Source organism: Streptomyces sp. NPDC096152, assembly GCF_044763235.1.
Classification (GTDB): Bacteria; Actinomycetota; Actinomycetes; order Streptomycetales; family Streptomycetaceae; genus Streptomyces.
In genome coordinates, this window is sequence record NZ_JBIWFW010000006.1 from 216,243 (window position 1) to 240,808 (window position 24,566).

Genomic DNA, 24,566 nt, shown 5'->3' on the forward strand with positions numbered 1-24,566 from the left:
TCGATGGGAACGCAGGCGCAGGCGGACCGGGAGTTCTGGAGCGGCGTGGTGACCGCCGGCGGCGTCACCGCGGTCCCCCGATGGACCCGGGAGCCGGTGGCGGGTACGGCCGAGCACCGTGTCGTGGTGCCGGACGGCGTGGCGGGGGCGGTGCGTGCGCTGGCCGCCGCGTCCGACGTGCCGGTGAGCGCGGTGCTGCTGGCCGCGCACGCCAGGGTGCTGGCCGCGGTGTCGGGCGAGCGGGAGGTCGTCACGGGGTATGTGCCGGGGCCCGGACACGGCCCGCTGCCGTGCCGGCTGGCCGTCCCCCCGGGGTCGTGGCGCGGCCTGGTGCTGAACGCGCACCGGACCGAGGCGGAGGTGCTGGCGCACCGTGACTTCCCGGTGGACGACCTGCGCCGGGAACTGGGCGTGTCCGAGCCGTCGTACGAGATCGTGTTCGGCCCCGCGGGGTTCGACGGCGAACTGCCCGCCGAGGTCGTACTGGCCGTGGACTGCCGTACCGAGGACGGGCGGTCGGCCCTGCGGCTGCGGTACCGCACCGAGGTGCTGGACGCCGCGTGCGCGGCCCGCCTCGGCGGTTACCACCTCACCGCGCTGGGTGCCCTCGCCGCCGACCCGGACGCGGAGCACACCGGACGGAGTCTGCTCACGGCCGACGAGGTCCGGTACCAGCTCGAAGGGCTCGCCGGGCCGCACCGCGAACTGCCGCCGGTGCGCGCGCACGAGCTGTTCGAGCAGCGCGCGCGGGCGCATCCGGAGGCGGTCGCCGCGGTGCACGGCGCACGCTCGTGGACGTACGGCGAGCTCAACGCGCGCGCCAACCGGCTGGCGCGGGCCCTGCTGTCCCGGGGGCTGGGCAGGGAAGACGTGGTGGCCGTGGTCACCGAGCGCAATCTGGACTGGCTGGCCTCGGTGCTGGCGGTCTTCAAGGCCGGGGGCGTCTACCTGCCGATCGAGCCGCACTTCCCAGCGGGCAGGATCGCGGCGACCCTGTCGCGCGCCGGATGCCGGCTGGTGCTGACCGAGCCCGGCAGCGACCGCAACCTCACCGAGGCCCTGGGCACGCTGCCGGGGGTGCGGACGCTGCCGGTCGGTACGGCGTACGAGGAGCAGGACGCCGACGGCGACGTGGGCGTGGCGGTCGCCCCGGACCAGTTGGCCTACATCTACTTCACCTCCGGCTCCACCGGGGAGCCGAAGGGCGCGATGTGCGAGCACGCGGGGATGCTCAACCATCTCCACGCCAAGATCGACGACCTGGGCATCGGGCCGGGCCGGGTGGTGGCGCAGACCGCGCCGCAGTGCTTCGACATCTCCCTGTGGCAGTTGCTGGCCGCGCTGCTGGTGGACGGGCGGACCCTGCTGGTCGAGCAGGACGTGGTCGTGGACGTCGAGCGGTTCGTCGACACCCTCGTCCGCGGCCGGGTCGGGGTGGTGCAGGTCGTGCCCTCCTACCTGGAGGTGGTCGTGTCCTACCTGGAGCGGCACCCCCGCGAACTGCCCGACCTGGCCTGTGTGTCGGTGACCGGCGAGGCGCTGAAGCGAGAGCTGGTCCAGCGCTGGTTCGCGGTCCAGCCGAGGATCAAGCTGGTCAACGCCTACGGACTGACCGAGACCTCCGACGACACCAACCACGAGGTCATGGACCAGGTGCCCGAACGGGTGCTGCTGGGACGTCCGGTGAACAACGTGCGCGTCCTCGTCGTCGACGAGCGGCTGTCCCTGGTGCCCCTGGGCGCACCCGGGCTGATCGCGTTCTCCGGGGTGTGCGTGGGCCGCGGGTACGTCAACGACCCGGAGCGCACGCTCGAGGCGTACCGGCAGGACCCGTACCGCCCCGGCGAGCGGCTCTATCTGGGCGGCGACTGGGGGCGCTGGCACCCGGACGGCAAGCTGGAGTTCCTCGGCCGCCGGGACAACCAGGTCAAGATCCGCGGCTTCCGCATCGAGATCGGCGAGATCGAGAACACCCTGCTCCGGGTGCCCGGAGTGCGCGACGGCGCGGTGGTCGTCGCCGAACTCGCCGGCCGCAGCACGCATCTGATCGCCTTCTACAGCGGTCGCCGCCAGGACACGGAAGCGCTGCGCGAGGCACTCGGCGCGGCGCTGCCCGCGTACATGGTCCCGAGCGCCTTCCACTGGCGGGACAGCCTGCCGCTGACCGCCAACGGCAAGATCGACCGGAAGGCCCTGACCGCGCTGGCCGAACGGGCCGCGGCGGACGCCGACAGTGCCGGCGCCACCGGGGAGCGGAACGTCCCGCGCACCCCGGCCGAGCGCAGGCTCGCGGCCGCGTGGGCCGGGCTGCTCGGGGTGCCCGAGGAGCGGATCGGCCGGCGGGACCACTTCTTCGACTCCGGCGGCACCTCGCTCACGGCGGTGAGACTCACCCTGGCCCTGGACCGCGCGGTGTCCCTGAAGGACATCACCCGCCATCCGGTGCTCGCCGACCTCGCCGCCCTGCTGGACGGCGCGGGACGGCAGCGCGCGGGGCGGCGCGCGGAACTGCTGCAGCCGCTGTCGGCGCCGGAGGGAATCCCGGAGTGCGCCCTGGTCTGCTTCCCCCACGCGGGCGGCAACGCGGTCAACTTCCAGCCCCTGGCGAGCGCCCTGGCGGGCCACGGTGCCGCGGTGTACGCCGTCGACCCGCCCGGGCACGACCTGGCCGCCCCCCACGAGGCGTTCGCGCCGCTGGAGGAGCTGGTGGAGCGGGTCGTCGCAGAGATCACCGGGCGCGGTCTGACCGGGGTCATGCTGTGGGGCCACTCCTCGGGTGCCGCGCCGGCCGTGGAGACGGCGCGGCGGCTGCGGGAGCTCGGCGTCGACGTGCACCGGGTCTTCCTCGGCGCGCAGCTCCTCGGCACCGCGGACGAGCGGCGCGCCGCCGTCGGCGAGCTGACCTCGCTGAGCGACGCGGAGATCGCCGCACGGCTGAGCGCGGAGGGCGGCCACACCGAGCTGGGCGAGCTCGACGCGCGGCACGCCGAGCACGTCGGCGCCGCCTACCGGCACGACTGCGTGGCGGCGCACCGCTACTTCGCCACGGCGCTGGAGGCCCCGCCGGCCGACAGGCTGTCCGCCCCGGTCACCGTGGTCGTCGCCGACGACGATCCGCACACCGCGCAGGCCCCCGACCGGCACCCGGAGTGGCGGCTCCTGGCCGAACGGGTGGACCTGCACCGGCTCGCCGAGGGCGGCCACCACTTCCCCCGCACCCGTCCCACCGACGCGGCGCGGGCCGTCCTGGGTGCCTCCGAACTGATGGCACCGTCCTGAGCCCGCCGCGACCCGCGATCTCCACGGTCCCGCGGGGAGGTGTGCGGCGCTTCGACAGCCCTCGCGGACCCGGCAGTCCCGGACCCAACCTCGCGAACGCGGCCTTCGCGGACCCAACCGTCGCGGAGAGCGCCTTCGCGGACCCGGCCAGACCTTCGCAGACCTCGCGGACCGGAGAGATCCTCCGCGGTGACGAACGAGAGGAAACCAGATGTCGTTCTCTTCCCCGGCATCCCTGCTCGAGGTGGAGCTGGAGCCGGACCGGCCCCCGGTCCTGCACGTGGACCCGCCCGAGGACGCGCCCCGCTGGGCGGCCGAGCACCGCGAGGGACTGCGGGCGCGGGTCGCCGAGCACGGAGCGCTCCTGATCCGTGGTCTGGAAGTGCGGGAACCCGCGTCCGCCGGTGCCGTCTTCGCGGGGCTGGCCGGCGGCCTGATGACGGAGCGTGAGGCCTTCGCGCCCCGGCAGCGCTACAGCCCGGGGCTGTACGCCTCCACCACCTGGCCGGCCAACCAGCCGATGTGCATGCACCACGAGCTCAGCTACGCGGTGGAGGTCCCCGGACTGATGCTCTTCGCGTGCCTGACCGCGCCGGCCGAGGGCGGGGCGACCGCGGTGGCCGACGCCGAGCGAGTGCTCCAAGCGCTGCCCGCGGCAGTCGGCGAGCGGTTCGAGCGCGAGGGCTGGATGCTCACGCGCTCCTACAACGACGAGATCGGGGCGTCGCTGGAGGAGTCGTTCGGCACCGCCGACCGCGCCGCCGTGGAGCGCTACTGCCGCGCCAACGCCATCGAGTTCACCTGGCAGCCCGACGGCTCCCTGCACACCCGGCAGCGCCGCAGCGCCGTGGTGCGCCACCCGGTCACGGGCCGCCGCTGCTGGTTCAACCAGATCGCCTTCCTCAACGAGTGGACGCTGGCCCCGGAGGTACGGGAGTACCTGGTGGACGTCTACGGCGAGGAAGGGCTGCCGTTCAACACCCGCTACGGGGACGGCAGCCCGATCGGCGAGGACGTGGTCCAGCTCCTCAACGCCACCTACGAGGAGCACACCCGGCGCGAGCCGTGGCAGGCCGGCGACGTGCTGCTGGTCGACAACATCCGCACCGCGCACAGCAGAGAGGCCTTCACCGGAGAACGCCAGGTGGTGGTCGCCATGGCCGAGCCGCAGCGCCTGCCCGAGAGCCGTCCCGCCGGGGAGGGGAGCCGCCGATGACCTCCGTGACCTCCCCCGCCGCCCACGGCACGGCCCCGCGCCCGGCGCCGGTGCCGAGCTTCTCGGTGATCTCCGGCGCCCAGGTGCGGCAGGCCCTGGAAGGGCGCGAGAAGCAGATCGTGGAACTGGTCGAGTCCGCCTACCGGCTGCACGGCCGGGGCGACTCGGTGAACCCGCCGTCGTACTTCCTGCGCTTCCCCGACCGTCCGAACTCCCGCATCATCGCGCTGCCCGCCTCCCTCGGCGGACCGGTGGGCGTGGACGGCCTGAAGTGGATCTCCAGCTTCCCCGACAACGTGGCGGCCGGTCTGCCCCGGGCGTCGGCGGTGCTCATCCTCAACGACCGCGAGACCGGCTACCCGTTCGCCTGCCTGGAGAGCTCCATCATCAGCGCCACCAGGACCGCGGCCTCCGCCGCGCTGGCCGCGGACTGGCTCACCCGCGGCCGGTCCCGCCCCACCCGGGTCGGATTCTTCGGCACGGGCCTGATCGCCCGCTACATCCACACGTTCCTCGCAGGCACCGGCTGGACGTTCGACTCCGTCGGTGTGCACGACCTGTCCGCCGACAGCGCCGCGGGCTTCCGCGGCTATCTGCGGCAGGACGGCCGCGCCGGGCACACCGGTCGGGTCACCGTCCACGACAGCGCCGAGGAACTGATCCGCTCCAGCGACCTGGTGGTCTTCGCCACCGTCGCCGGGCAACCCCATGTCACCGACCCGGCCTGGTTCGCCCACCACCCCGTCGTCCTGCACGTCTCCCTGCGGGACCTGGCCCCCGAGATCCTGCTCGCCTCGGCGAACGTGGTCGACGACGTCGAGCACTGCCTGAAGGCCGACACCTCCCCCCACCTGGCCGAGCAGCTCACCGGCGACCGCGACTTCCTGGACGGCACACTCCACGACGTCATGACGGGACGAACGAGCCTGCCCACCGACCGAACCGTGATCTTCTCGCCCTTCGGGCTCGGCGTCCTCGACCTCGCCGTCGGCAGTTACGTGCACGACGAGGTGGCCCGGACCGGAGCCCTCCACGTCATCGACGACTTCTTCCACGAGCTGCGCCGATACGGCTGAGCGGTTTCCCTCAGCCCTGGCATGAGGAGGCCAGCGTGCCCGTCATTTCCGCTCCCCACGCGTACAACGAGGGCCAGCTCTACATCGACTTGGAGTCGATCATGGGGCGATCCCTCTTCCTGAAGTGCGAGGGGTTCAACTTCGCCGGCTCGATCAAGCTGAAGGCCGCGGTAGAGATGGTGGAGGCCGCCGAGCGGGACGGGCTGCTGACGCCGGACTCGGTGCTGATCGAGTCCTCATCCGGCAACCTGGGCGTGGCGCTCAGCATGATCGCGGCCAGCAAGGGCTACCGGTTCCTGTGCGTGACGGACTCCCGGTGCAATCTGTCGACGCGCCTGCTGATGGAGGCGCTCGGCAGCCAGGTGCACGTCATCGCCGACCTGGACGCCAACGGCGGCTTCCTCGGCGCCCGCATCGACTACGTGCGCGCACTGTGCGCCGCCGACGACCGGTACGTGTGGCTCAGCCAGTACACCAATCCGGGCAACTGGCGGGCGCACCACCGCAGGACGGCGCCGGAGATCGCCAGTCAGTTCCCGCAGCTGGACGTGCTGTTCGTGGGTGCGGGGACCACCGGGACCCTCATGGGCTGCGCCCGGTTCTTCCGCGCGTGGCACCGGCCCGTGCGGGTCGTCGCGGTCGACACCGTCGGCTCGGTGACCTTCGGCGGCGAACCGGGCCGCCGGATGATCCCGGGAATCGGCATGAGCATGCGCCCGCCCCTGCTGGACGAGTCCTACGTCGACGAGGTGATCAAGGTCGAGGAGGCCGACACCATCCGCGTCTGCCACCGGCTGGCCCGGCGCGGGTTCCTGTTCGGCGGCTCCACCGGGACGGTGGTCAGCGGGGCGATGGACTGGCTGGCCCGGCACGACGACATGGGCGAGCTCACCGCGGTCGCCATCGCCCCGGACCTCGGTGAGCGCTATCTCGACACCATCTACCAGACCACCTGGCTGGAGGACCTCTACGGCGAACACGTCCTCGGCGGCGAGGAGGTGACCGCCGGTTCCCCGGCGGCCGAGCCGGTGCTGCGCACGCCGGTGCGCGAGCGCGAGCCGCTGAACGGCACGCCGTAGGCGGGCGCCCGGCCGGTTCCGCACCGGGCGTCCGGTGCGGGACCGGCCGGGCGCTCGGTACGGTGCGCCTCAGGACGGTGGCGCGCCTCAGGACGGTGGGGCGCCCCAGGCCTCAGGACGGTGGCGCGCCTCAGGACGGTGGTGCGCAGCAGCTGTCGTCCGGGGCAGTGTCCAGGCGGCAGAAGCAGGACGCCGTGATCGGCACGTCGGCCACCGCGGTCGCGATCTTCAGCTGCTGGGCGACGATCCGTGCCTCGGCCGTCCGGCCGAGCCGCAGCAGGCACTCGTGGAATCCGTGCAGCGCCCAGACGTTGCCGGGGTGCTGCAGCGGGCGGGGAAGCGTGTCGTCGAGCCCCAGGTCGGCCCGGTAGACCGCCTCGGCCTCCTCGACCCGTCCCCGCTCCAGGAGCAGCGCGCCGTACGCGTGCCGGGCGGGCTGCATCCAGCCCCACGGCTCGTCGTACGGGAGGCCGTCGTCCAGTTCGACCGACCGGCGCAGCGCGGTGAAGGCCGCCTCGTGGTCGCCCCGGCGGTAGTCCAGTTCGCCGTCGAGCATCGCCGAGGCGATCGCCAGGATGTCCGCGCAGGTGTTGTTGAACAACATGCGGGTCTGCGGGACTTGGGCGGCCGCCTGCCGGAAGAGGGTGCGTTCCGCCTCGGCGTCGGCGATCCTGCCGGTGGCGGAGAACGCGACGCCGCGCGCGTAGTGCCGCATCGCCGTGCTCACGCGGTACAGCCGCGGGTCGGCCGGCGGCGGCAGACGCAGGATGTCGTCCCAGCGGCCGAAGCGGATCAGGACGTGCACCCGCATCGCGAGAAAGCCCTCCAGCCAGTCGGCCATCGGCGGGCTCTCCACGCGCAGCAGTTCCTCGGGCACGGCGGCCTCGAGCCGCTCCGCCGTCTCCAGCGCGTCCTGGAAGCGGCCGAGGAACATCGCGCCGTAGATCCGGAAGTGGAGGTTGTGGCACCGGTAGAGGGTGTAGAAGTTCATCGCGCCGGCCCGGGTCAGGTACTTCTCGTCGGCGGCGATGGCCGCGGCGTTGTCGGAGACCACCCGCCGGTAGTCGCCGCAGAGCACCTCCAGATGGGACGGCATGTGCTGCAGGTGCCCGGCGTCGGGCACCAGGCCGCGCAGCCGGTCGGCGGCGGGCAGGGCGGTCTCGGGGGACGGGGACATCTCCATCAGGTGGATGTACAGGTGCAGCAGGCCCGGGTGCCGGGTGCCCGCCCGTGTCGCCATCGCCCCTTCGAGCACGGCCCTGGCCTCGGGCGTGCGCGCGCCGGGCGCGGGGCGGCCGGTGCGGATGTCCCACAGCTGCCAGGGAGTGAGGTTCATCAGGGCGTCGGCGTACAGGGCCGCCACGTCGAGGTCGTCGGGCGCCAGCCGGTGGACGGCGCCCATGCGGTCGGCGTAGGCCGCGTTCCACACCGAGCAGTCCTCGGCATCCTCGGCCTGCGCCCGTGGGTAGCGGGCGCGCAGCGCCTCGATGAGCGCCCGCTCCACGGGGGACGCGGACGCCGCCTTGGTGTGCGCCCGCTCCACCGCGGCGTGGGTGCGCTCCACCGTCCGCGCGAGGTCCCGCTCGTCGAAGAACTCCCAGGGCTTGTTGTAGTTGGGGCCCAGGGCGTAGGCCACGCCCCAGTCGGCCATGGCGCAGTCGGGGTCCGCCGCGGCGGCCGCCTCGAAGCAGCGGACGGCCTCCTCGTGGTTGAAGGCGTACGTCCAGTTCAGCCCGCGGTCGAACCACGACTGGGCCTCGGGGGACGACGTCGTCACGCGCCGGGTGTGGCTACCCAGGTCGTAGTAGTTCACATGTCCCGACCCTAGCGGGACTTCGAGCAAAACGTATCGATTCACCGTGAATCACTCCGCCGGTCGGCCGCCCGAGCCCCGGCGGTCGCCGCGCGCACGCACTCTTGACGAGTACACGTAGAACGCCGAAGAATGAGCGCGCCGCTTTGACAACGTTGTCCAAGTCTCCGGGGAGGGGCTGACGTTCATGCGATGGACCCGGCGAATACGTGGTGCGGGCACAGTGGTTGCCGCGGTCGCGCTGCTCGGTGCCGCCCTCGCCGCACCCACGGCCGAGGCGGCCGACACCGGCGGCGGCCGGCTCACCGATCTCGTCAACCCGTTCATCGGGACCGAGAACGAGGGCAACACCTACCCCGGCGCGGCCGTGCCCTTCGGCATGGTCCAGTTCTCGCCGGACACCGGGCACAACACCGGCTACGACCACTCCCAGAACCACATCCGGGGCTTCTCGCTCGTCCATCTCTCCGGCGTCGGCTGCGGGCTGGGCGGTGACCTGCCCGTGCTGCCGACCACGGGCGACGTCACCGAGACCGACTACGCCGAGTACCAGGCCGAGTTCGGTCACGACACGGAGCGGGCGAGCCCCGGCTACTACAAGGTCGGGCTGAAGACCGGCATCGACGCCGAACTGACCGCGACCGCGCGCACCGGCGTGCAGCGGTACACCTTCCCCGCCACCGACAAGGCCAATGTGCTGCTCGACGCGGGCCAGTCACTGCACCGCACCGTCTCCACCCGGGTCGAGGTCCTCGACGACCGGACCGTGCGCACCGCGATCACCGGCAGCGGTTTCTGCCAGGACACCAAGCCGTACACGGTCTACACGATCACCCGCTTCGACCGCCCGTTCACCGCGTACGGCACCTGGAACGGCTCGGCGGTCACCGACGGTTCGAGGACCGGCCGGGACGGGGCCTACGTCCGCTTCGACACGACGAAGGACCGGACCGTCGAGGCGACGACCGCCCTGTCGTACGTCGACGCGCACGGCGCGGCCGTCAACCTGCGCTCCGAGGGCGGCCGTTCCTTCCAGCAGGTCCGCGAGGCCGCGCGGCGGGCCTGGGAGGACCGGCTCGACGACGTGCGCGCGCAGGGCGGCACCCCCACACTGCGCCGCACGTTCTACTCGTCGCTCTACCGGTCCTTACTCGCACCGAACATCGGCAGCGACGCCGACGGCCGCTACACCGGCTGGGATCAGAGGATCCACCACGCGCGGGGCTTCACGTACTACCAGAACTGGTCCCTGTGGGACACCTACCGCACCCAGTCCCAGCTCCTGTCGCTGCTGGCGCCGCGCGAAGCCCGCGACATGGCGATCTCCCTCATCAGGATCGACGAGGAGAGCGGCTGGCTGCCCAAGTGGGGCTACGGCACGGTCGAGACGAACATCATGACCGGCGACCCGGTCACCCCGTTCCTCACCAACGCCTACCAGCAGGGCCTGCTCAAGGGCTACGAGGAGCGGGCGTACACGGCGCTGAGGAAGAACGCCGACGGCGTGCCGCCCGCCGAGTCGCCGGCCGTGGGCCGCGAGGCGAACAAGGAGTACGTCGAGGGCGGTTTCGCGCCGTACATCAAGGGCCGGCCGCACGCCAAGCCCGGCGACTCGGACTACGACCACGGCGGGTCAGCGACGCTGGAGTACGCCCTGTCGGACTCCATGCTCGCCGAGATGGCCCGCGACCTCGGCCATGACGCCGACGCGGCGCGCTACGCCGCCCGGGCCCAGAACTACCGCAGGATCTTCGACCCCTCGACGGGCTTCTTCCGCGCCCGTGACGCCTCGGGAGCGTTCACCGGCCCGGCGGACCCGGCCAGGAGCGAGGGCTTCCACGAGGGCACGTCCTGGCAGTACCAGTGGCTGGTGCCGCAGGACCTGCCCGGCATGGTCGACCTGATCGGCGGGAAACGGGCGGCGAACGACCGGCTGGACTCCTTCTTCGCCTACGACCGGCTCGTACGGGACCCGGCGAGGACCGCCCGCGAGGTGTGGGTGAACGGCCCGTACGACTACTACAACGCGGACAAGTACAACCCGCAGAACGAGCCCGACCTCATCGCCCCGTACACCTACCTCTCGACCGGGCAGCCGTGGAAGACCACCGACGTGGTGCACGCCGCGCTCACCCTCTTCACGGACACCCCCACCGGCATCACCGGCAACGACGACCTCGGCACCATGTCCGCCTGGAACGTGCTGTCGTCCATCGGCCTCTTCCCGGTGCAGCCCGGCTACGACACCTGGGGCCTGTCCACCCCCGTCTTCGAGCGCGTCGACCTGAGGCTGGACCGCCGCTACTACCCGCGCGGCGCGCTCACGATCACGGCCCCCGGCACCTCGGACGCCCACCGCTACATCCGGTCCGCCCGCGTCGACGGCACCCCGTACGACCGCACCTACCTGACGACCGACGCTGTGCGGGACATGCGTTCGCTCGGGTTCACCACCGGCGCCGAGCCGTCCGCCTGGGGAACGGCCGCCGAGGCCGGACCACCCGCGCTGAATCAACACGGAAGGTGATCCCACAGGGAAACTGAAGGCCGCCCGAGTCCCGTCCCCTCCCCCCGGGGGGGCGGGACTCAGGCGTGTCCGGGGCGTACAGTGTGAGTACCCCTGGGGGTATTTTTCAAGGAGAAAACCGTGGAACTGGAGCTTGAAGGCCCAAACCTGAAGTCCGTACTGAACCGGCTGCGCCGCGCACAGGGCCAGATTTCCGGCGTCATCCGGATGATCGAGGAGGGGCGCGACTGCGAGGACGTCGTCACCCAGCTCGCGGCGGCGTCGCGCGCCCTCGACCGGGCGGGTTTCGCGATCATCGCCAGCGGCCTGCAGACGTGCGTGGCCGACATCGACGCCGCCCGGGCGAACGGCGAGGACGCCGTACAGATCCGCACCCGACTGGAGCGGCTGTTCCTGTCGCTGGCGTGAACCGGCACGCCTTTGGCCCGCCGATCCCTGGACACCACCCGCCCCACCCGTCCCTCGCGAACCGACAGAAAGGCCACCCCATGCGCTACGACCGCACCGTGCACCTCGACACCGACTTCGCCACCGCCGTCGAGCGTGTCCGGGAAGCCCTGGCCGCGCAGGGCTTCGGCATCCTCACCGAGATCGACGTCACCGCCACCCTCAAGGCCAAGCTCGACCAGGACATGGAGGACTACGTCATCCTCGGCGCCTGCAACCCGCCGCTGGCGCACCGCGCACTGGAAACGGACCGCACCATCGGGCTGTTGCTGCCCTGCAACGTGGTCGTCCGCACAGAGGGCGTCGGCACCACCGTCCAGGCGCTCGACCCCGCCACCATGGTGACGCTGACCGGGCTCGACGCCCTGCGTCCCGTCGCCATCGAGGCGACCCGCCGCCTCGACGCCGCCCTCACCTCGCTCACCGCACAGACCCCCGAGGGCACTTCGCGGGCGGACTGACCGCCCACGGGATACCCCCGGGGGTACTTGTGTTACGGTGGTACACATACCCGGGGGGGTAATTTCCGTGGGAAAGGAACATCTCCGTGTTCTTCATCGACACCATTGAGCTCGAGGGCCTCGGCAACCGCCACTACCTGGCCGGCGGCAAGGAGACGGCCGTGGCGGTGGATCCGCCGCGCGACTTCGACCAGGTGCTGGTGGCGGCGGCCCGGCGCGGGGTGCGGATCACCCACGTCGCGGAGACCCACATCCACAACGACTACGTCACCGGTGGTCTGGAGCTGGCCCGGGTGACCGGCGCCGCCTACCTGGTCCCGGCCGGTGCGCACGTGTCGTTCGAGCGGGTGCCGGTCGCCGACGGCGACACCGTCACCCTCGACTCCGGACTCGAACTGCGGGCCGTCGCCACCCCCGGGCACACCCCGCACCACACCTCCTACGTCCTGCAGGACAAGGGCGTGCCGGTGGCCGCGTTCACCGGCGGCTCGCTGCTGATCGGCACCGTGGGCCGCCCCGACCTCGTCGAGCCGCGCCTGACCGAGCAGCTGGCCCGCGCCCAGCACGCCTCCGCGCACCGTCTGGCGGCCGAGCTGCCGGACGAGACCTCCGTCCTGCCCACGCACGGCTTCGGCAGCTTCTGCTCCTCGGCGCAGGCCGAGGGCGACGCCACCACGATCGGCAAGGAGAAGGCCGTCAACGCGGCGCTGACCTCCGACGTGGACTCCTTCGTGGCCCGGCTGCTCGCCGACCTCGACGACATACCGGCGTACTACACGTACATGGGTCCGGCCAACGCCGCCGGCCCGGCCCCGGTGGACCTGACCCCGCCGGCCGTGGCGGACGCGCGGGAGATCGCCTCCCGGCTCGCCGCCGGCGAGTGGGTCGTGGACCTGCGCAACCGGGTCGCCTTCGCCGAGGGCCACGTGGCCGGGTCGTTCAACTTCGAGGCGGACGGCAAGATCGCCACCTACCTGGCCTGGATGATCCCGTGGGGCAAGCCGGTCACGCTGCTCGCCGAGTCCCCGGAGCAGCTGGCCGCCGCGCAGCGGGAGCTGGTCCGGGTCGGCATCGACCGGCCCGCCGCCGCGGCGACGGGCAGGCCCGAGGAGTGGGTCGCCGAGGGCGGCCGCCCGGCCTCCTTCCCGCGGTCCACGTTCGCGGGGCTGGCCGAGCAGGGTACGGACGGGATCGTCGTCCTGGACGTCCGCCGCGACTCGGAGCGGGCCGGCGGCCACATCGAGGGCTCCGCGCACATCCCGATCCACGAGCTGCACAAGCGGCTCGGTGAGGTACCGGCCGGCACGGTCTGGGTGCACTGCGCCGGAGGAATGCGGGCCGGCATCGCCGCCTCGCTGCTGGACGCCGCCGGGCGGGACGTGGTGGCCGTCGACGACGGCTTCGACAACGCTCCCGAGGCCGGACTGTCGATCGTGACCGGCTGAACAGGCCCGTCGTACCCCATCACTAGTTCTTGCGAGGTTGTGTGATGTTCCTCTTCCGTCGCGGCAAGAGCCGCGTCACCGTCGACGAAGCCCGCCGACGCACCCAGGGCACCGGCGCCCAGGCCGTCCTGCTGGACGTGCGCGAGCAGCGCGAGTGGAGCGCCGGGCACGCGCCCGGCGCGGTCCACGCGCCGCTGTCCGTCCTGCAGGCCGGGGCGGCCCTGCCCGGCGCGGCCCAGGGGCGGCCTCTGGTGGTGATCTGCCGCAGCGGGAACCGCTCGCAGCGGGCAGCGGAACTGCTGACCGGACGCGGCATGGACGCCGTGGACGTCAAGGGCGGCATGAGCGCCTGGGCCGCAGCCGGTCACCCGGTCGTCGACGAACGCGGGAACCGCGGCTCGATAGCATGACCGTTCTGATCGTCGCGCTCCTGGCCGGCGCCGCCATAGGCCTGGCCCTGGGCGGCCTCGGCGGGGGCGGCAGCGTCCTCGCCGTTCCGGCCCTGATCTACCTCCTCGACTTCACTCCGGCGGCCGCCACGACCGCCAGCCTGATCATCGTGACCATCACCTCGGTCACCGCCCTGGTCGGGCACGCCCGGGACGGCAACGTCATCTGGCGCACCGGCCTGCTGTTCGCCGCGGCGGGCATCGTTCCCGCGATGCTCGCCGGCGCCCTCTCGAGCCATCTGCCCGAGACCGTGCTCACCGTCGCCTTCGCCGTCATCGCGGCGCTGGCGGCCCTGCGGATGCTGCGCCCCCAGCCCACCGTGCCCCCCGGCCGGGTCCACGCGGGGAAGGCGGGAGCCGCCGGCGCCGGACTCGGCGCGGTGACCGGGTTCCTGGGCGTCGGCGGCGGCTTCCTGGCCGTCCCCGCACTGGTCAGCGTGCTCGGTCTGACCATGCGCCGGGCCGTCGGCACCAGCCTGCTGGTCATCACGATCAACTCGCTGGCCGCGCTCACCGCCCGGGCGGGCAGTGGGGTGCAGCTGAACTGGGCGGTCATCGCGCCGTTCACCGCGGCGGCGATCCTCGGTGCCTGGGACGGCAAGCGCCTGTCGAAGAAGATCAAGGGCAAGACGCTCCAGCGCGTCTTCGCCTATGTGCTGCTCGCCGTCGCCGCCTTCATGCTCGTCGACGTGATCGCCTGATCACATCATGACCACGCCACCCCCCTGATACCCCGCGGGGTACCCGTACTACTCTCCTCGTACCCCCCTCGAAGCCCCTTCGAAGCACAAGGATGACTCCCCTCATGACGACCCCCACCACTCTCGATCCCGGCCAGGCCCGCACCCGCCTCCACGAGCTGACCGTCATCGACGTCCGCACGCCCGGCGAGTACGACGGCGGCCACATCCCCGGCGCCCTCAACATCCCGCTCGACCAGCTGGACGCGGCCATGCCCGACATCCGCACCGCGGCCCAGCGCGGCGAGGTCCTCGTCGTCTGCGCCTCGGGCGCCCGCTCGGAGAACGCCTGCCGGATGCTCGCCGAGAACGGCATCCACACCGCCACCCTCTCCGGCGGAACCGGTGCCTGGGCCGCCCAGGGCCACGACCTGCAGCGCCCCCGGGGCGCCGCCAAGACGAAGTGGGCCATGGAGCGCCAGGTCCGCCTGGTCGCCGGTTCGCTCGTCCTGACCGGCCTGCTGCTCGGCCTGTTCGTCCACCCGGCCTTCCAACTGCTGTCCGCGGGCGTCGCGGGCGGGCTGGTCTTCTCGGCCCTGACCAACACGTGCGGCATGGCCGTCATCCTCGGCAAGCTCCCGTACAACCGCAGCCGCCAGTGCGACCTGGACAGCGCGCGGGCCCGCCTTCGCAACAGCTGAGCAGCGTGCCGCCGGCCGCGCGACTGATCGCGCGGCCGGACCCGCCGCCCCGCGAAGCGAGATGCCCCGGATGCCTGAAGGCATCCGGGGCATCTCGCTTCGCGGTGGCACGGGCATCGGGCCGAAGGGCCCGGCAGCGGTGCTGCGCGGTGGCTGCGGGTGGGGGCCCGGCCCCCCCATACCGCCACGGCCCCGTAGGCGCGTGGCCCTGTACGCGAAGGCCCCCGTACGCGCGGGGCCGTCGGGCGGCGCGCGGTCCGGACGGCCCGGGCGCCGGCCGCCACGGCCGTCACCCGATGCGGCCGTCAGGCGCGTCAGGCGGTGCGGGCGTCCGTCGCCGCGGCCGCGGCGGGCTCGGTCCGGTCGGAGGTCTCCACGGCGGCGAGGTCCCGGTGCCGGGTCTCGCTGGCCACGCCGACGGCGATCAGGGTCAGGACGGCCGCCGCGATGACGTACAGGGCGATGGGAGTGGAGCTGCCGTAGTCGGCGAGGAGGGCGGTGGCGATCAGCGGCGCGGGCGCGCCCGCGGCGACCGAGGCGAACTGCGCGCCGATCGAGGCGCCGGAGTAGCGCATCCGGGTCGCGAACATCTCGGAGAAGAAGGCGGCCTGCGGGGCGTACATGGCGCCGTGCAGCACCAGGCCCACGGTCACCGCGATGAGCAGGTTGACGAACGTACCGGTGTCGATGAGCGAGAAGAACGGGAACATCCACAGGCCGACCCCGGCCGCGCCCAGCAGGTAGACGGGGCGGCGTCCGATCCGGTCCGACAGCGCGCCCCAGGCCGGGATGACGGCGAAGTGCACGGCGGAGGCGATCAGCACGGCGTTCAGCGCGGTCTCCTTGGAGGCACCGGCGGAGGTGACGGCGTAGACGAGGATGAAGGCCGTGATGACGTAGTAGCTGATGTTCTCCGCCATGCGCGCGCCCATGGCCACCAGGATGTCGCGCCAGTGGTGCCGCAGCACGGACACCAGCGGCAGCTTCTCCGTCGCCGCCTCGGCGCCCTGGGCCGCCTTGCGGGCCTCGGCGTGGGCCAGGGCCTGCTTGAAGACGGGCGACTCGTCGACAGAGAGACGAATCCACAGACCGACCATCACCAGGACACCGGAGAGCAGGAACGGGATCCGCCAGCCCCAGCTGCCGAACGCCTGCTCGGAGAGCAGGGCGGTCAGCAGCGACAGCACACCGGTGGCGAGCAGCTGCCCGGCCGGCGCCCCGGTCTGCGGCCAGGAGGCCCAGAAACCGCGCCGCCGCGCGTCCCCGTGCTCGGAGACCAGCAGCACGGCCCCGCCCCACTCACCGCCGAGCGCGAAGCCCTGGACCAGGCGCAGCACCGTCAGCAGGATCGGAGCCGCGGCCCCGACGCTCGCGTACGTGGGCAGCAGTCCGATCGCGAAGGTCGCGCCGCCCATCATCAGCAGGCTCAGCACCAGCAGCTTCTTGCGTCCCAGCCGGTCCCCGTAGTGCCCGAACACGAGGGCGCCGACTGGCCGGGCGGCGAAGCCGACCGCGTACGTCAGGAACGACAGCAGCGTGCCGACCAGCGGGTCGCTGTTCGGGAAGAACAGCGTGTTGAACACGAGCGCGGCGGCGGAGCCGTACAGAAAGAAGTCGTACCACTCGATGGTGGTGCCGATGAGGCTGGCGGCGACGATGCGGGGGAGGTTCGCCGGTTTCGGCGGAGCGGTTGCTGCGGAGGCCATGTGCGCCACTTCCTCGTGTGCGGTGGGGACGGGTGTACGTGTCGGCACACCGTAGGAAGACGCAGATCAGGCGCACATGTGGTGGGACACCATAGTTCTGGTGCGGGGTGTAAGTGCCGCCCCCATGCGTCGCTCAGGAGCGCGCGGCGCCCGCCTCGACCGGGAGATCGGCGAGCCGCCATTCGAGCATGCCGTCGACCAGGCGGGCCGCGCGGCGCCCGTGGGCACCCAGCAGTCGGGCGGCGTCGTGGGACAGGACGCAGTTGGTGCCCCTGCAGTAGGCGATGACCTCTCCCTCGGCCGGGAGGTCCGCCAGGCGGGCCTCGAGTTCGTCGAGCGGGACGGACAGGGCGCCGGGGATGTGGCCGGCGGCGTACTCCTCGGGCGGCCGTACGTCGATCACGGTGGCGGTGCCGGACCTGACCCGTTCCAGCAGTTCCTCGCGCGTCAGGCAGTCGGTGTCGTCGGGGCCGAGATAGGCGGCGCGGGCCGCACCGGCCGCCGCGCGGTGGGCGCGGGCGACCCGATGCAGCAGCGAGTAGAGGGCGGCGACGTCGTCGCCGGCGAGGCGGTAGTGGATGCGCACGCCGTCACGGCGGGTGGTGACCAGCCCGGCCCGCTTGAGCGCCTGCAGATGGGCGGACGCCGTGGTCAGGCCGAGCCCGGCGGCCCGGGCGAGCGCGTCGACGCTGCGCTCGCCCTGGGCGAGGAGGTCGAGCAGCTCCAGCCGTTTGCCGTGGGCCAGCGCCTTGCCGGTCTGGGCGACGGCGTCGAACAGCTCCGCTTTGCGGGCGGGATCTCCCATGTGACATCCTCCGTAAATCCATGGATTATTGTAATACGGGTTCAAGGACATCATGAGCACCTCCGCCCCCTCACCGGCGGCCGACGGCGGAATCCGCCTCGGCCTGCGCGCCAATCTCGCCCAGTTCTCCCTCCTGGTGGCTGTGAACGCCCTGGTCGGAGGGATGCTCGGGCAGGAACGCACCGTCCTGCCGCTGCTCGCGCACAGTGTCTTCCACCTGTCCGCCTACACCGCGGCCCTGACGTACATCGTCGCGTTCGGGGCGACCAAGGCGATCACCAACTTCTTCGCGGGCACCCTGTCCGACCGCTTCGGCCGCAAACCGGTCCTCGTCGCCGGATGGGTGATCGCCCTTCCGGTGCCGCTGCTGCTGATCTGGGCGCCGTCCTGGGGCTGGGTGGTCCTCGCCAACGTCCTGCTCGGCGTCAACCAGGGGCTGACCTGGTCCACCACCGTCATCATGAAGATCGACCTCGTCGGCCCCGCGCGGCGCGGGCTCGCCATGGGCTTCAACGAGGCCGCCGGCTACGCCGCGCTCGCCGCCACCGCCATGGCCACCGGCGCGATCGCCGCCCACACCGCGCTGCGGCCGCAGCCGTTCTTCCTGGGCATCGCCTACGCGGCCCTCGGGCTGGGGCTCTCCGTCCTCGCCGTGCGCGAGACCCACGCGCACGCCCGGCTGGAGGCCGCCCAGCACGGCGCCGCGAAGAACCCGGACCACCACGGCGAGCTGACCACCGGGCAGGTCGCCTGGATCACCAGCGCCAAGGACCGGGCCCTGTCGGCGGCGAGCTGGGCCGGCATGGTCAACAACCTCAACGACGCCCTCGCCTGGGGCATCTTTCCCCTGCTCTACGCGGCCCACGGACTGTCCGTCGCCGCGATCGGCGCCCTCGCCGCGCTCTACCCCGCCGTGTGGGGCCTCGGTCAGCTTCTCACCGGCTGGTGGTCCGACCGCGTCGGCCGCAAGCACCTGATCACCGCCGGCATGCTGCTGCAGGCCGTCGCCATCGGGCTGGTCGCACTCGGCACCACCTTCCCTGTGTGGGCCCTCGCGCAGGTCCTGCTCGGCGCCGGTACCGCCATGGTCTACCCGACGCTGCTCGCCGTCATCGGCGACGTCGCCCACCCCGCCTGGCGGGCCCGCGCGGTGGGCGTCTACCGGCTGTGGCGCGACGGCGGATTCGCCGTCGGCGCCCTGCTCGCCGGGGCCCTCGCCGACGCCTACGGCCTGACCACCGCCGTCTGGGCCGTCGCCGCCCTGACCGCCGTGTCCGGGATCGTGGTCGCACTCCGCATGTACGAGACCCACACCCCGTAGCACCTCCGCCACATCCGGGGCGGAGGACGCGGTGAGGGACGCGCCTCCGTGCGACCGGACGCGAGATGCCGGGCCCCACCCCGAAGCCACCGCGTGGCACCGCTCAGTGCTGTGCCGGTGCCGACAACCGGTGCAGGCGCAGGGCGAGCTGGATCTCCAGGGCTCGGGCGGGCGTCTGCCAGTCGTCGCCGAGCAGGCGGCCGACGCGCTCGAGGCGCTGGGCGACCGTGTTCACGTGGACGTGCAGGGCGTCCTTGGTGCGGGCCGGGCTCATGCCGCAGGCGAAGTACGCGTCCAGGGTGTGCACCAGGTCCGTGCCGCGCCGCTCGTCGTAGGCGACGACCCGGCCTATGGTGCGGTCGACGAAGCCGGCGATGTCCCGGTCGCCCGCGAGCAGCAGGCCGAGGAAGCCGAAGTCCTCGGCGGCGGCGCCGTCGCCGGAGCGCCCCAGCAGCCGCAGGGCCTCCAGGCAGCGCCGGGCCTCCGCGTAGGCGGCGGCCACGCCGTCGGGGTGGGCGGCGAGGTCCTCCACCGGCGCGGAGGCCCCGACGGTGACCGCCTCGTGCACGGCGATGCCGAGGTGGCGGGCGGTGCGGCGGGCCACCTCCGTGGCGGTGTCACCGCGGCCCAGGGGCAGCAGCAGGACCGTGCCGCCGTCGCGGGCGGCGGCCAGTCCGTGCCGGGTGGCGGCCAGATGGGAGGCGGCCGACCACAGCCGGCGCCGGGCGTCGGCCTCGTGGTCGGCGTCGGCGGCCGGCGCGTCGAGGCGCGCGGCGAGCACGACCTGGGTGGAGTCCAGGTCGGCGCGCAGCCGGGCCGCCCGCTCGCGCAGCAGGCGCGGGTCGCGGTCGCGGCCGTCGAGCAGGTCGTCGAGCAGCTCGCCGCGGACGCGCTGCTCGGCCTCGGCTGCCGAGCGCCGGGCGAGCAGCAGCAGCGAGGTGACCATCGCGGCGCGCTCCAGGGTGCGCTGGTCGACGGGATCGAGTGCGGGGTGGCCGCGCAGCACCAGCGCGCCGAGCAGTTCGCCGACCGCCGCGACGGCCGCGACCCAGTCGTCCCCGTGCCGCACCGCGTGCCCGTCGGCCCGGGACGCCTCCAGCGCCTCGGCGGGTACGGCGGCGGCCTCGGTGAACTCGACCGTGCCGTCGAGGACCTCGGAGACCGCGGCCGCCACGTCGTGGACGCCGCCGCCGCGCAGGACGAGCTCGGCGAGCCGGTCATGGACGTCGGAGGCCCGCTCGATGACGGCGCTGCGGTCGCGGATGATCTCGTTGGCCTTCTCCAGGCCGGCCAGGGCCGAGCGGGTCTCGGTGAGCAGGTTGGCGCTGTCCAGGGCGGCCGCGGCCAGGGCCGCGAAGGAGCCGAGCAGCGCGATCTGCTCCCGCTCGAAGTGCCGCTCCCGCCGGTCCGCCGCGAACAGCACCCCGATCACGTGCGACCCGAGAACGAGGGGCACGCCGAGGATGGCGACCAGGCCCTCGTCCCGCACTCCGGTGTCGATGGTGCCGGTGTGCTGGAAGCGGGGGTCCTTGAAGTAGTCGTCGGTGACGTAGGGGCGGGACGTCTGCGCGACCAGGCCGCCGAGGCCCTCCCCCATGCCCAGGCGCAGCTGCTGGAAGCGGGCCGCCACCGAGCCCTCGGTCACGCGCATGTACGTGTCGCCCCGGTCCTGGTCGTGCAGGGTGAGGTAGGCGACGTCCGTGCCGAGCAGGGAGCGGGCGCGCTGCACGATGGCCTGGAGCACCGAGTCCAGGTCCCGCAGACCGGCCAGGTCGTGGGCGGTCTCGAACAGGGCGGACAGTTCCGCCTCGCGGCGCCGGCGCCCCTCCAGCTCCGCGCGCACGCGCAGGGCGAGGGCCTTGGCGTGATCGAGTGCGGCGATCCACGCGTCCGGCCGGCCCTCGGCGCGGGCGAGCAGCACCGGCTGTTCGTAGGCCTCCGCGGGCGCGCCCCGGGCGAGCAGTTCGAGGAAGGGCGCTTCGGCGCCGTCGGCCGTGACGCCGGAGGTGACGTCGGCAGGGCCGGCCGGCGCCCCGGTGCCGTTGGCGGGGCGCCCGGCGGACCGCACGTGATCGCTGGACATGCTCACAGGATTCCCCATCGTCCGCCCGTCCGCCGAGCCCTGTGGACAACTCGGCGGACGGGCGGACGCCGGGTCGGTCAGTGCGCGGTCCAGCCGCCGTCCAGCACCAGCGAGGTGCCGGTGACGAAGGACGCCTGCGGGCTGCACAGATACGCCACGGCCTCCGCGACGTCCTCCGGCTCGATCAGCCGCTTGACCGCGCTGTCCTGCAGGAGCACCTCGGTCAGCACGCGCTCCTTGGGGATGCCGTGCGCCTGCGCCTGGTCGGCGAGCTGCTTCTCGACCAGCGGTGTGCGGACGTAGGCGGGGTTCACGCAGTTGGAGGTGACGCCGTGCGGGGCGCCTTCGAGGGCGGCCGTCTTGGACAGTCCCTCCAGGCCGTGCTTGGCCGCGACGTACGCCGACTTGAAGGCGGAGGCGCGCAGGCCGTGCACGGAGGAGATGTTGACGATGCGGCCCCAGCCCTGCCCGTACATGTGGGGCAGCGCGCCGCGGATGAGCCGGAACGGGGCCTCCAGCATCACGGTCAGCACCGTGTGGAACACCTCGGGCGGGTACTCCTCGATGGGGCGCACCAGTTGCAGGCCCGCGTTGTTGACGAGCACGTCCGTGCCCGCGGCCGCCTGCTCGGCGGCGTCGAGGTCGGTGAGGTCCAGGACCTGCGGCTCGAGGGTGCCCGCCAGAGCGCCGGACTGCTCGGCGAGCGCGTCCAGGCCGGCCGCGTCCCGGTCGACGGCTCTGACCTTCGCCCCGGCGGCGGCCAGCCGCAGCGCGCAGGCGCGGCCGATCCCGCCGGCGGCACCGGTGACGAGAGCCGTGCGACCGCCGAGGTCGAGCGAGGGGGCGTGGGGGGCCGGAAGGGCGTCGGGCGTGGTCATGTGCCGACCCTAGGCACGCCCCCACCCCTGCCACATGTGGCAGCAACCCATACTTCAGCCGGGGTCCGTGGGGTCGAACCACGTGGGTGCGTCGGCCAGGGCCTGCTTGATCCGGAACAGCCCGAACTCATTGAGCGCGGGCAGCGCGTCCACCGGGAACCAGTCCACGTCCAGGGACTCGTCGTCATTGACCCGTGCCTCGCCGCCCACCGCGCGGCAGCGGAAGGTGATGTCCATGTACTGGCAGATGTCGCCGTTGCCGTAGGTGACCGGTTCGAGCGCCTGGACCAGGACGACCCGTTCGACGACGCAGTGCACGGCCGTCTCCTCGTGCACCTCGCGCACGGCGCAGGCGGCGGGCTGCTCCCCCGGCTCCGGGATGCCGCCGATCACCGACCACCTGTGGGTGTCGGCGCGACGGCCGAGCAGCACCCGCCCCTCGTCGTCGAAGACGATGGCGGTGACCCCGGGGAGCCACAGCAACTGCTGCCCCGCGGTGGCCCGGATCGTGCGGATGAAGTCAGGAGTGGCCATGGTCCGACCCTAACGGGCCGCTCCGTCTCCCCCGGCGCGCGGTTGGGGGCGTACGACCGGCGTACGGCTACGCGTCACCGGCGCGCCGGCCGCGCGCACCGGCCCCGATCGCCCAGCCGAGGCCGCCGGCGGCGACCAGGACGAGGGCGATCTCCGGCAGGATGCCCAGCCGGGTGGCGGGCGTCTCGGAGGAGCGCAGCGGCACCTTCTGCACCAGGGAGTCGGCCACGTACATGCCCGTCCTCTGGGTGATCCGCCCGTCGGGCATGATGATCGCGCTGACGCCGCTGGTCACCGGGACGGTCACGGTCCGGCTGTGCTCGACCGCGCGGATCCGGGACATGGCGAGCTGCTGGTAGGTCATCTCGCTGCGGTCGAAGGTGGCGTTGTTGCTCGGCACGGAGATCATCTGCGCGCCGTGCGTGACCGTGTCCCGCACGGCCCAGTCGAAGGCGGCCTCGTAGCAGGTGGCGAGGCCGATCTTGGCGCCGCCGACCGTGAACACGCCCGGCTCGGTGCCCCGGCTGAAGTCCTGCCGGACCATCGACGTCCAGTCCTTGTTGACGGCGCCGAGCAGCGAGCGCAGCGGCAGGTACTCGCCGAACGGCTGGACCTGCCGCTTGTCGTACGTCTGCACGGGCCCCTTGGCCGGGTCCCACAGGATCTGCTCGTTCAGGAGCCTGCCGTCCCGCTCCACGACGGAGCCGACGGAGACGGGCACGCCGACGGCCTTGGCCGCCTCCTCGATCACCATGCGCGCGTCGGCGTTGGCGAAGGGGTCGATGTCGGAGGAGTTCTCCGGCCAGAGCACGACGTCGGGCCGGGGAACCTTCCCCGCCTTCACCCGCTGCGCCAGCCGGAGCGTCTCCCGCGCGTGGTAGTCGAGGACGGCCCGCCGCTGCGCGTTGAACTCCAGGCCCGAGCGGGGCACGTTGCCCTGGACGACCGCGACGGTCGCGGTCCCGTCCTCCGCAGCGTCGCTCACCAGGGGGCGGGCCGCCACGGCGCCCGCGACCGGGACGGCCACGCTCAGCAGCGCCGCGGCGGCGGCCGGCCGCCGTACGGCACCGGTGCGCCGCCCCTCCCCGGCCAGCCGTACGACCTCGCAGAGGCCGAAGCCGCACAGGACGACGCCGAAGCCGAGCACCGAGGTGCCGCCCACCGCGGCCAGCGGCAGGAACACGCCGTCCGCCTGGCCGAAGGCGATCTTGCCCCAGGGGAAGCCGCGGAACGGCACGCGCGCGCGTACCGCCTCACCGGCGATCCAGACGGCCGCCGCCCACAGCGGCCAGGCGGGCAGCCGGGACACCGCGGCGATACCCGCGCCCACCAGCGCGACGAACACCGCCTCCACCGCGACGAGCGCCAGCCAGGGGCCGGAGCCGACCTCCACGCCCGTCCACACCAGCAGCGGCAGCAGGAAGCCGAGGCCGAAGAGGTAGCCGAGGCCGAGGGCCGCCTTCCAGCCGCGGCCGCGCAGCACCCGGCCGAGGACGGCGAAGGCCGGCAGCGCCAGCCACCACAGGGTGCGCGGCGGGAAGCTGACGTAGAGGAGCACCCCGGACAGGATCGCGGCGATGGCGGGGACGAGCCGTACGAGCTTCGCGCGCCAGGGCGCGGGGGCGGTCTGCGGTCGCAGCCGGTCCGACTCGTCGACGGAAGTTGCGGTGACGGTCACCCCGGGAGTCTACGGCGCGTGACCAGGGGGCCGACAGCACGGTCCGTGACCGGGCCCCGGCCTCCGGCGGCATCCGCCGGGCCTCCGGCTCTCCGGGCACGGCGGCCACATCGTCCGCAACGGCATCGGTCCCGCACGAGACGTCCCCAATCCGGTCATCAGCCGTTACGGTGTGCCGGAGCCCCTGTCGTGCGGCCGTTCCGGCCGGGCGGCCGGGGTCCGGTCACGGGCCGGGAGCGACCGGCGTGCGGGGGCGCGGCAGGGGGGCAAGGGTGCGGGGGGCGAGGGGTGCGAACCACGGACATGACGTCGGCCGACGGGGCGGACGGCGGAAGCGGAAGACGGACCGACGGCGACGGCCGGGGCGGGAACGGACGGGACCCCGACG

The 24,566-nt window shown here is 73.1% G+C and carries 19 protein-coding genes; 12 read left to right on the forward strand and 7 right to left on the reverse strand.

All coding sequences use genetic code 11. The annotated features are described in order from the left end of the window. The first annotated feature begins 3 nt into the window (after positions 1-3). The 4 genes from ACIQ9G_RS21550 (at position 4) to sbnA (ending at position 6,650) form a co-directional block, all read left to right on the forward strand. Positions 4-3,279: an amino acid adenylation domain-containing protein gene (locus tag ACIQ9G_RS21550; protein WP_403611844.1), complete on the forward strand. Its 3,276-nt coding sequence runs from the start codon at positions 4-6 to the stop codon at positions 3,277-3,279. Between the two features lie 211 nt (positions 3,280-3,490). After that, complete coding sequence (locus ACIQ9G_RS21555) at positions 3,491-4,495, forward strand: TauD/TfdA family dioxygenase (protein WP_403611847.1); 1,005 nt, start codon at positions 3,491-3,493, stop codon at positions 4,493-4,495. Continuing rightward, on the forward strand, positions 4,492-5,571 hold the full coding sequence (sbnB, locus tag ACIQ9G_RS21560; protein WP_403611850.1) for a 2,3-diaminopropionate biosynthesis protein SbnB: 1,080 nt from the start codon (positions 4,492-4,494) through the stop codon (positions 5,569-5,571). Before ACIQ9G_RS21555 ends, sbnB begins: the two co-directional genes overlap by 4 nt. Before the next feature lie 35 nt (positions 5,572-5,606). Continuing rightward, complete coding sequence (gene sbnA / locus ACIQ9G_RS21565) at positions 5,607-6,650, forward strand: 2,3-diaminopropionate biosynthesis protein SbnA (protein ID WP_403611853.1); 1,044 nt, start codon at positions 5,607-5,609, stop codon at positions 6,648-6,650. A gap of 130 nt (positions 6,651-6,780) precedes the next feature. Here sbnA and ACIQ9G_RS21570 read toward each other — a convergent pair whose 3' ends face one another. Beyond that, positions 6,781-8,463, reverse strand: coding sequence for a tetratricopeptide repeat protein (locus ACIQ9G_RS21570; RefSeq protein ID WP_403611856.1), 1,683 nt, complete (start codon positions 8,461-8,463; stop codon positions 6,781-6,783). Positions 8,464-8,650: 187 nt separating this feature from the next. Here ACIQ9G_RS21570 and ACIQ9G_RS21575 point away from each other — a divergent pair, with 187 nt between their 5' ends. The 7 genes from ACIQ9G_RS21575 to ACIQ9G_RS21605 all read left to right on the forward strand — a co-directional run bounded on the left by ACIQ9G_RS21575 (position 8,651) and on the right by ACIQ9G_RS21605 (position 15,173). Beyond that, the gene (locus ACIQ9G_RS21575) at positions 8,651-10,990 is read left to right on the forward strand and encodes a GH92 family glycosyl hydrolase (protein WP_403611859.1); all 2,340 of its coding nucleotides are present in this window, start codon (positions 8,651-8,653) and stop codon (positions 10,988-10,990) included. Positions 10,991-11,110: 120 nt separating this feature from the next. Beyond that, a complete protein-coding gene (locus ACIQ9G_RS21580) occupies positions 11,111-11,398 on the forward strand; it encodes a metal-sensitive transcriptional regulator (RefSeq protein WP_403611861.1) in 288 nt (95 codons plus the stop codon). 80 nt (positions 11,399-11,478) lie between these two features. Beyond that, entirely contained in the window at positions 11,479-11,898 is a 420-nt protein-coding gene (locus ACIQ9G_RS21585) for a DUF302 domain-containing protein (RefSeq protein WP_403611864.1), read from the forward strand. A gap of 86 nt (positions 11,899-11,984) precedes the next feature. Next, positions 11,985-13,343, forward strand: coding sequence for a rhodanese-like domain-containing protein (locus tag ACIQ9G_RS21590; RefSeq protein WP_403611867.1), 1,359 nt, complete (start codon positions 11,985-11,987; stop codon positions 13,341-13,343). Between the two features lie 44 nt (positions 13,344-13,387). Further along, positions 13,388-13,753 (forward strand): rhodanese-like domain-containing protein, encoded by a 366-nt coding sequence (locus ACIQ9G_RS21595; RefSeq protein ID WP_403611870.1) that lies wholly within the window; start codon positions 13,388-13,390, stop codon positions 13,751-13,753. Then, positions 13,750-14,493 carry a sulfite exporter TauE/SafE family protein gene (locus tag ACIQ9G_RS21600; RefSeq protein WP_403611873.1) on the forward strand — a complete coding sequence of 248 codons (744 nt, stop codon included), beginning with the start codon at positions 13,750-13,752 and terminating at the stop codon, positions 14,491-14,493. The genes ACIQ9G_RS21595 and ACIQ9G_RS21600 overlap by 4 nt, the downstream gene beginning before the upstream one ends. Before the next feature lie 104 nt (positions 14,494-14,597). Then, the gene (locus ACIQ9G_RS21605) at positions 14,598-15,173 is read left to right on the forward strand and encodes a rhodanese-like domain-containing protein (protein ID WP_403611876.1); all 576 of its coding nucleotides are present in this window, start codon (positions 14,598-14,600) and stop codon (positions 15,171-15,173) included. A gap of 314 nt (positions 15,174-15,487) precedes the next feature. Here the strand turns inward: ACIQ9G_RS21605 and ACIQ9G_RS21610 are convergent, their stop codons facing one another. Both ACIQ9G_RS21610 and ACIQ9G_RS21615 read right to left on the reverse strand, forming a co-directional pair. Next, positions 15,488-16,879, reverse strand: a complete 1,392-nt coding sequence (locus ACIQ9G_RS21610; protein WP_403611880.1) for an MFS transporter — start codon at positions 16,877-16,879, stop codon at positions 15,488-15,490. Between the two features lie 133 nt (positions 16,880-17,012). Next, the gene (locus ACIQ9G_RS21615) at positions 17,013-17,684 is read right to left on the reverse strand and encodes an ArsR/SmtB family transcription factor (protein WP_403611883.1); all 672 of its coding nucleotides are present in this window, start codon (positions 17,682-17,684) and stop codon (positions 17,013-17,015) included. Positions 17,685-17,736: 52 nt separating this feature from the next. Between ACIQ9G_RS21615 and ACIQ9G_RS21620 the strand changes: the two genes are divergently transcribed. After that, positions 17,737-19,005 (forward strand): MFS transporter, encoded by a 1,269-nt coding sequence (locus ACIQ9G_RS21620; protein WP_403611885.1) that lies wholly within the window; start codon positions 17,737-17,739, stop codon positions 19,003-19,005. Positions 19,006-19,108: 103 nt separating this feature from the next. Here ACIQ9G_RS21620 and ACIQ9G_RS21625 read toward each other — a convergent pair whose 3' ends face one another. From ACIQ9G_RS21625 to lnt, 4 genes are all read right to left on the reverse strand, one after another. After that, complete coding sequence (locus tag ACIQ9G_RS21625) at positions 19,109-21,088, reverse strand: helix-turn-helix domain-containing protein (protein ID WP_403611888.1); 1,980 nt, start codon at positions 21,086-21,088, stop codon at positions 19,109-19,111. 77 nt (positions 21,089-21,165) lie between these two features. Further along, a complete protein-coding gene (locus ACIQ9G_RS21630) occupies positions 21,166-21,966 on the reverse strand; it encodes a 3-hydroxybutyrate dehydrogenase (protein ID WP_403611891.1) in 801 nt (266 codons plus the stop codon). A 54-nt stretch (positions 21,967-22,020) separates the two neighbouring features. Beyond that, positions 22,021-22,500: an NUDIX hydrolase gene (locus tag ACIQ9G_RS21635; protein WP_403611894.1), complete on the reverse strand. Its 480-nt coding sequence runs from the start codon at positions 22,498-22,500 to the stop codon at positions 22,021-22,023. 67 nt (positions 22,501-22,567) lie between these two features. Beyond that, positions 22,568-24,178, reverse strand: coding sequence for an apolipoprotein N-acyltransferase (lnt, locus tag ACIQ9G_RS21640; protein WP_403611897.1), 1,611 nt, complete (start codon positions 24,176-24,178; stop codon positions 22,568-22,570). Between the last annotated feature and the right edge of the window lie 388 nt (positions 24,179-24,566).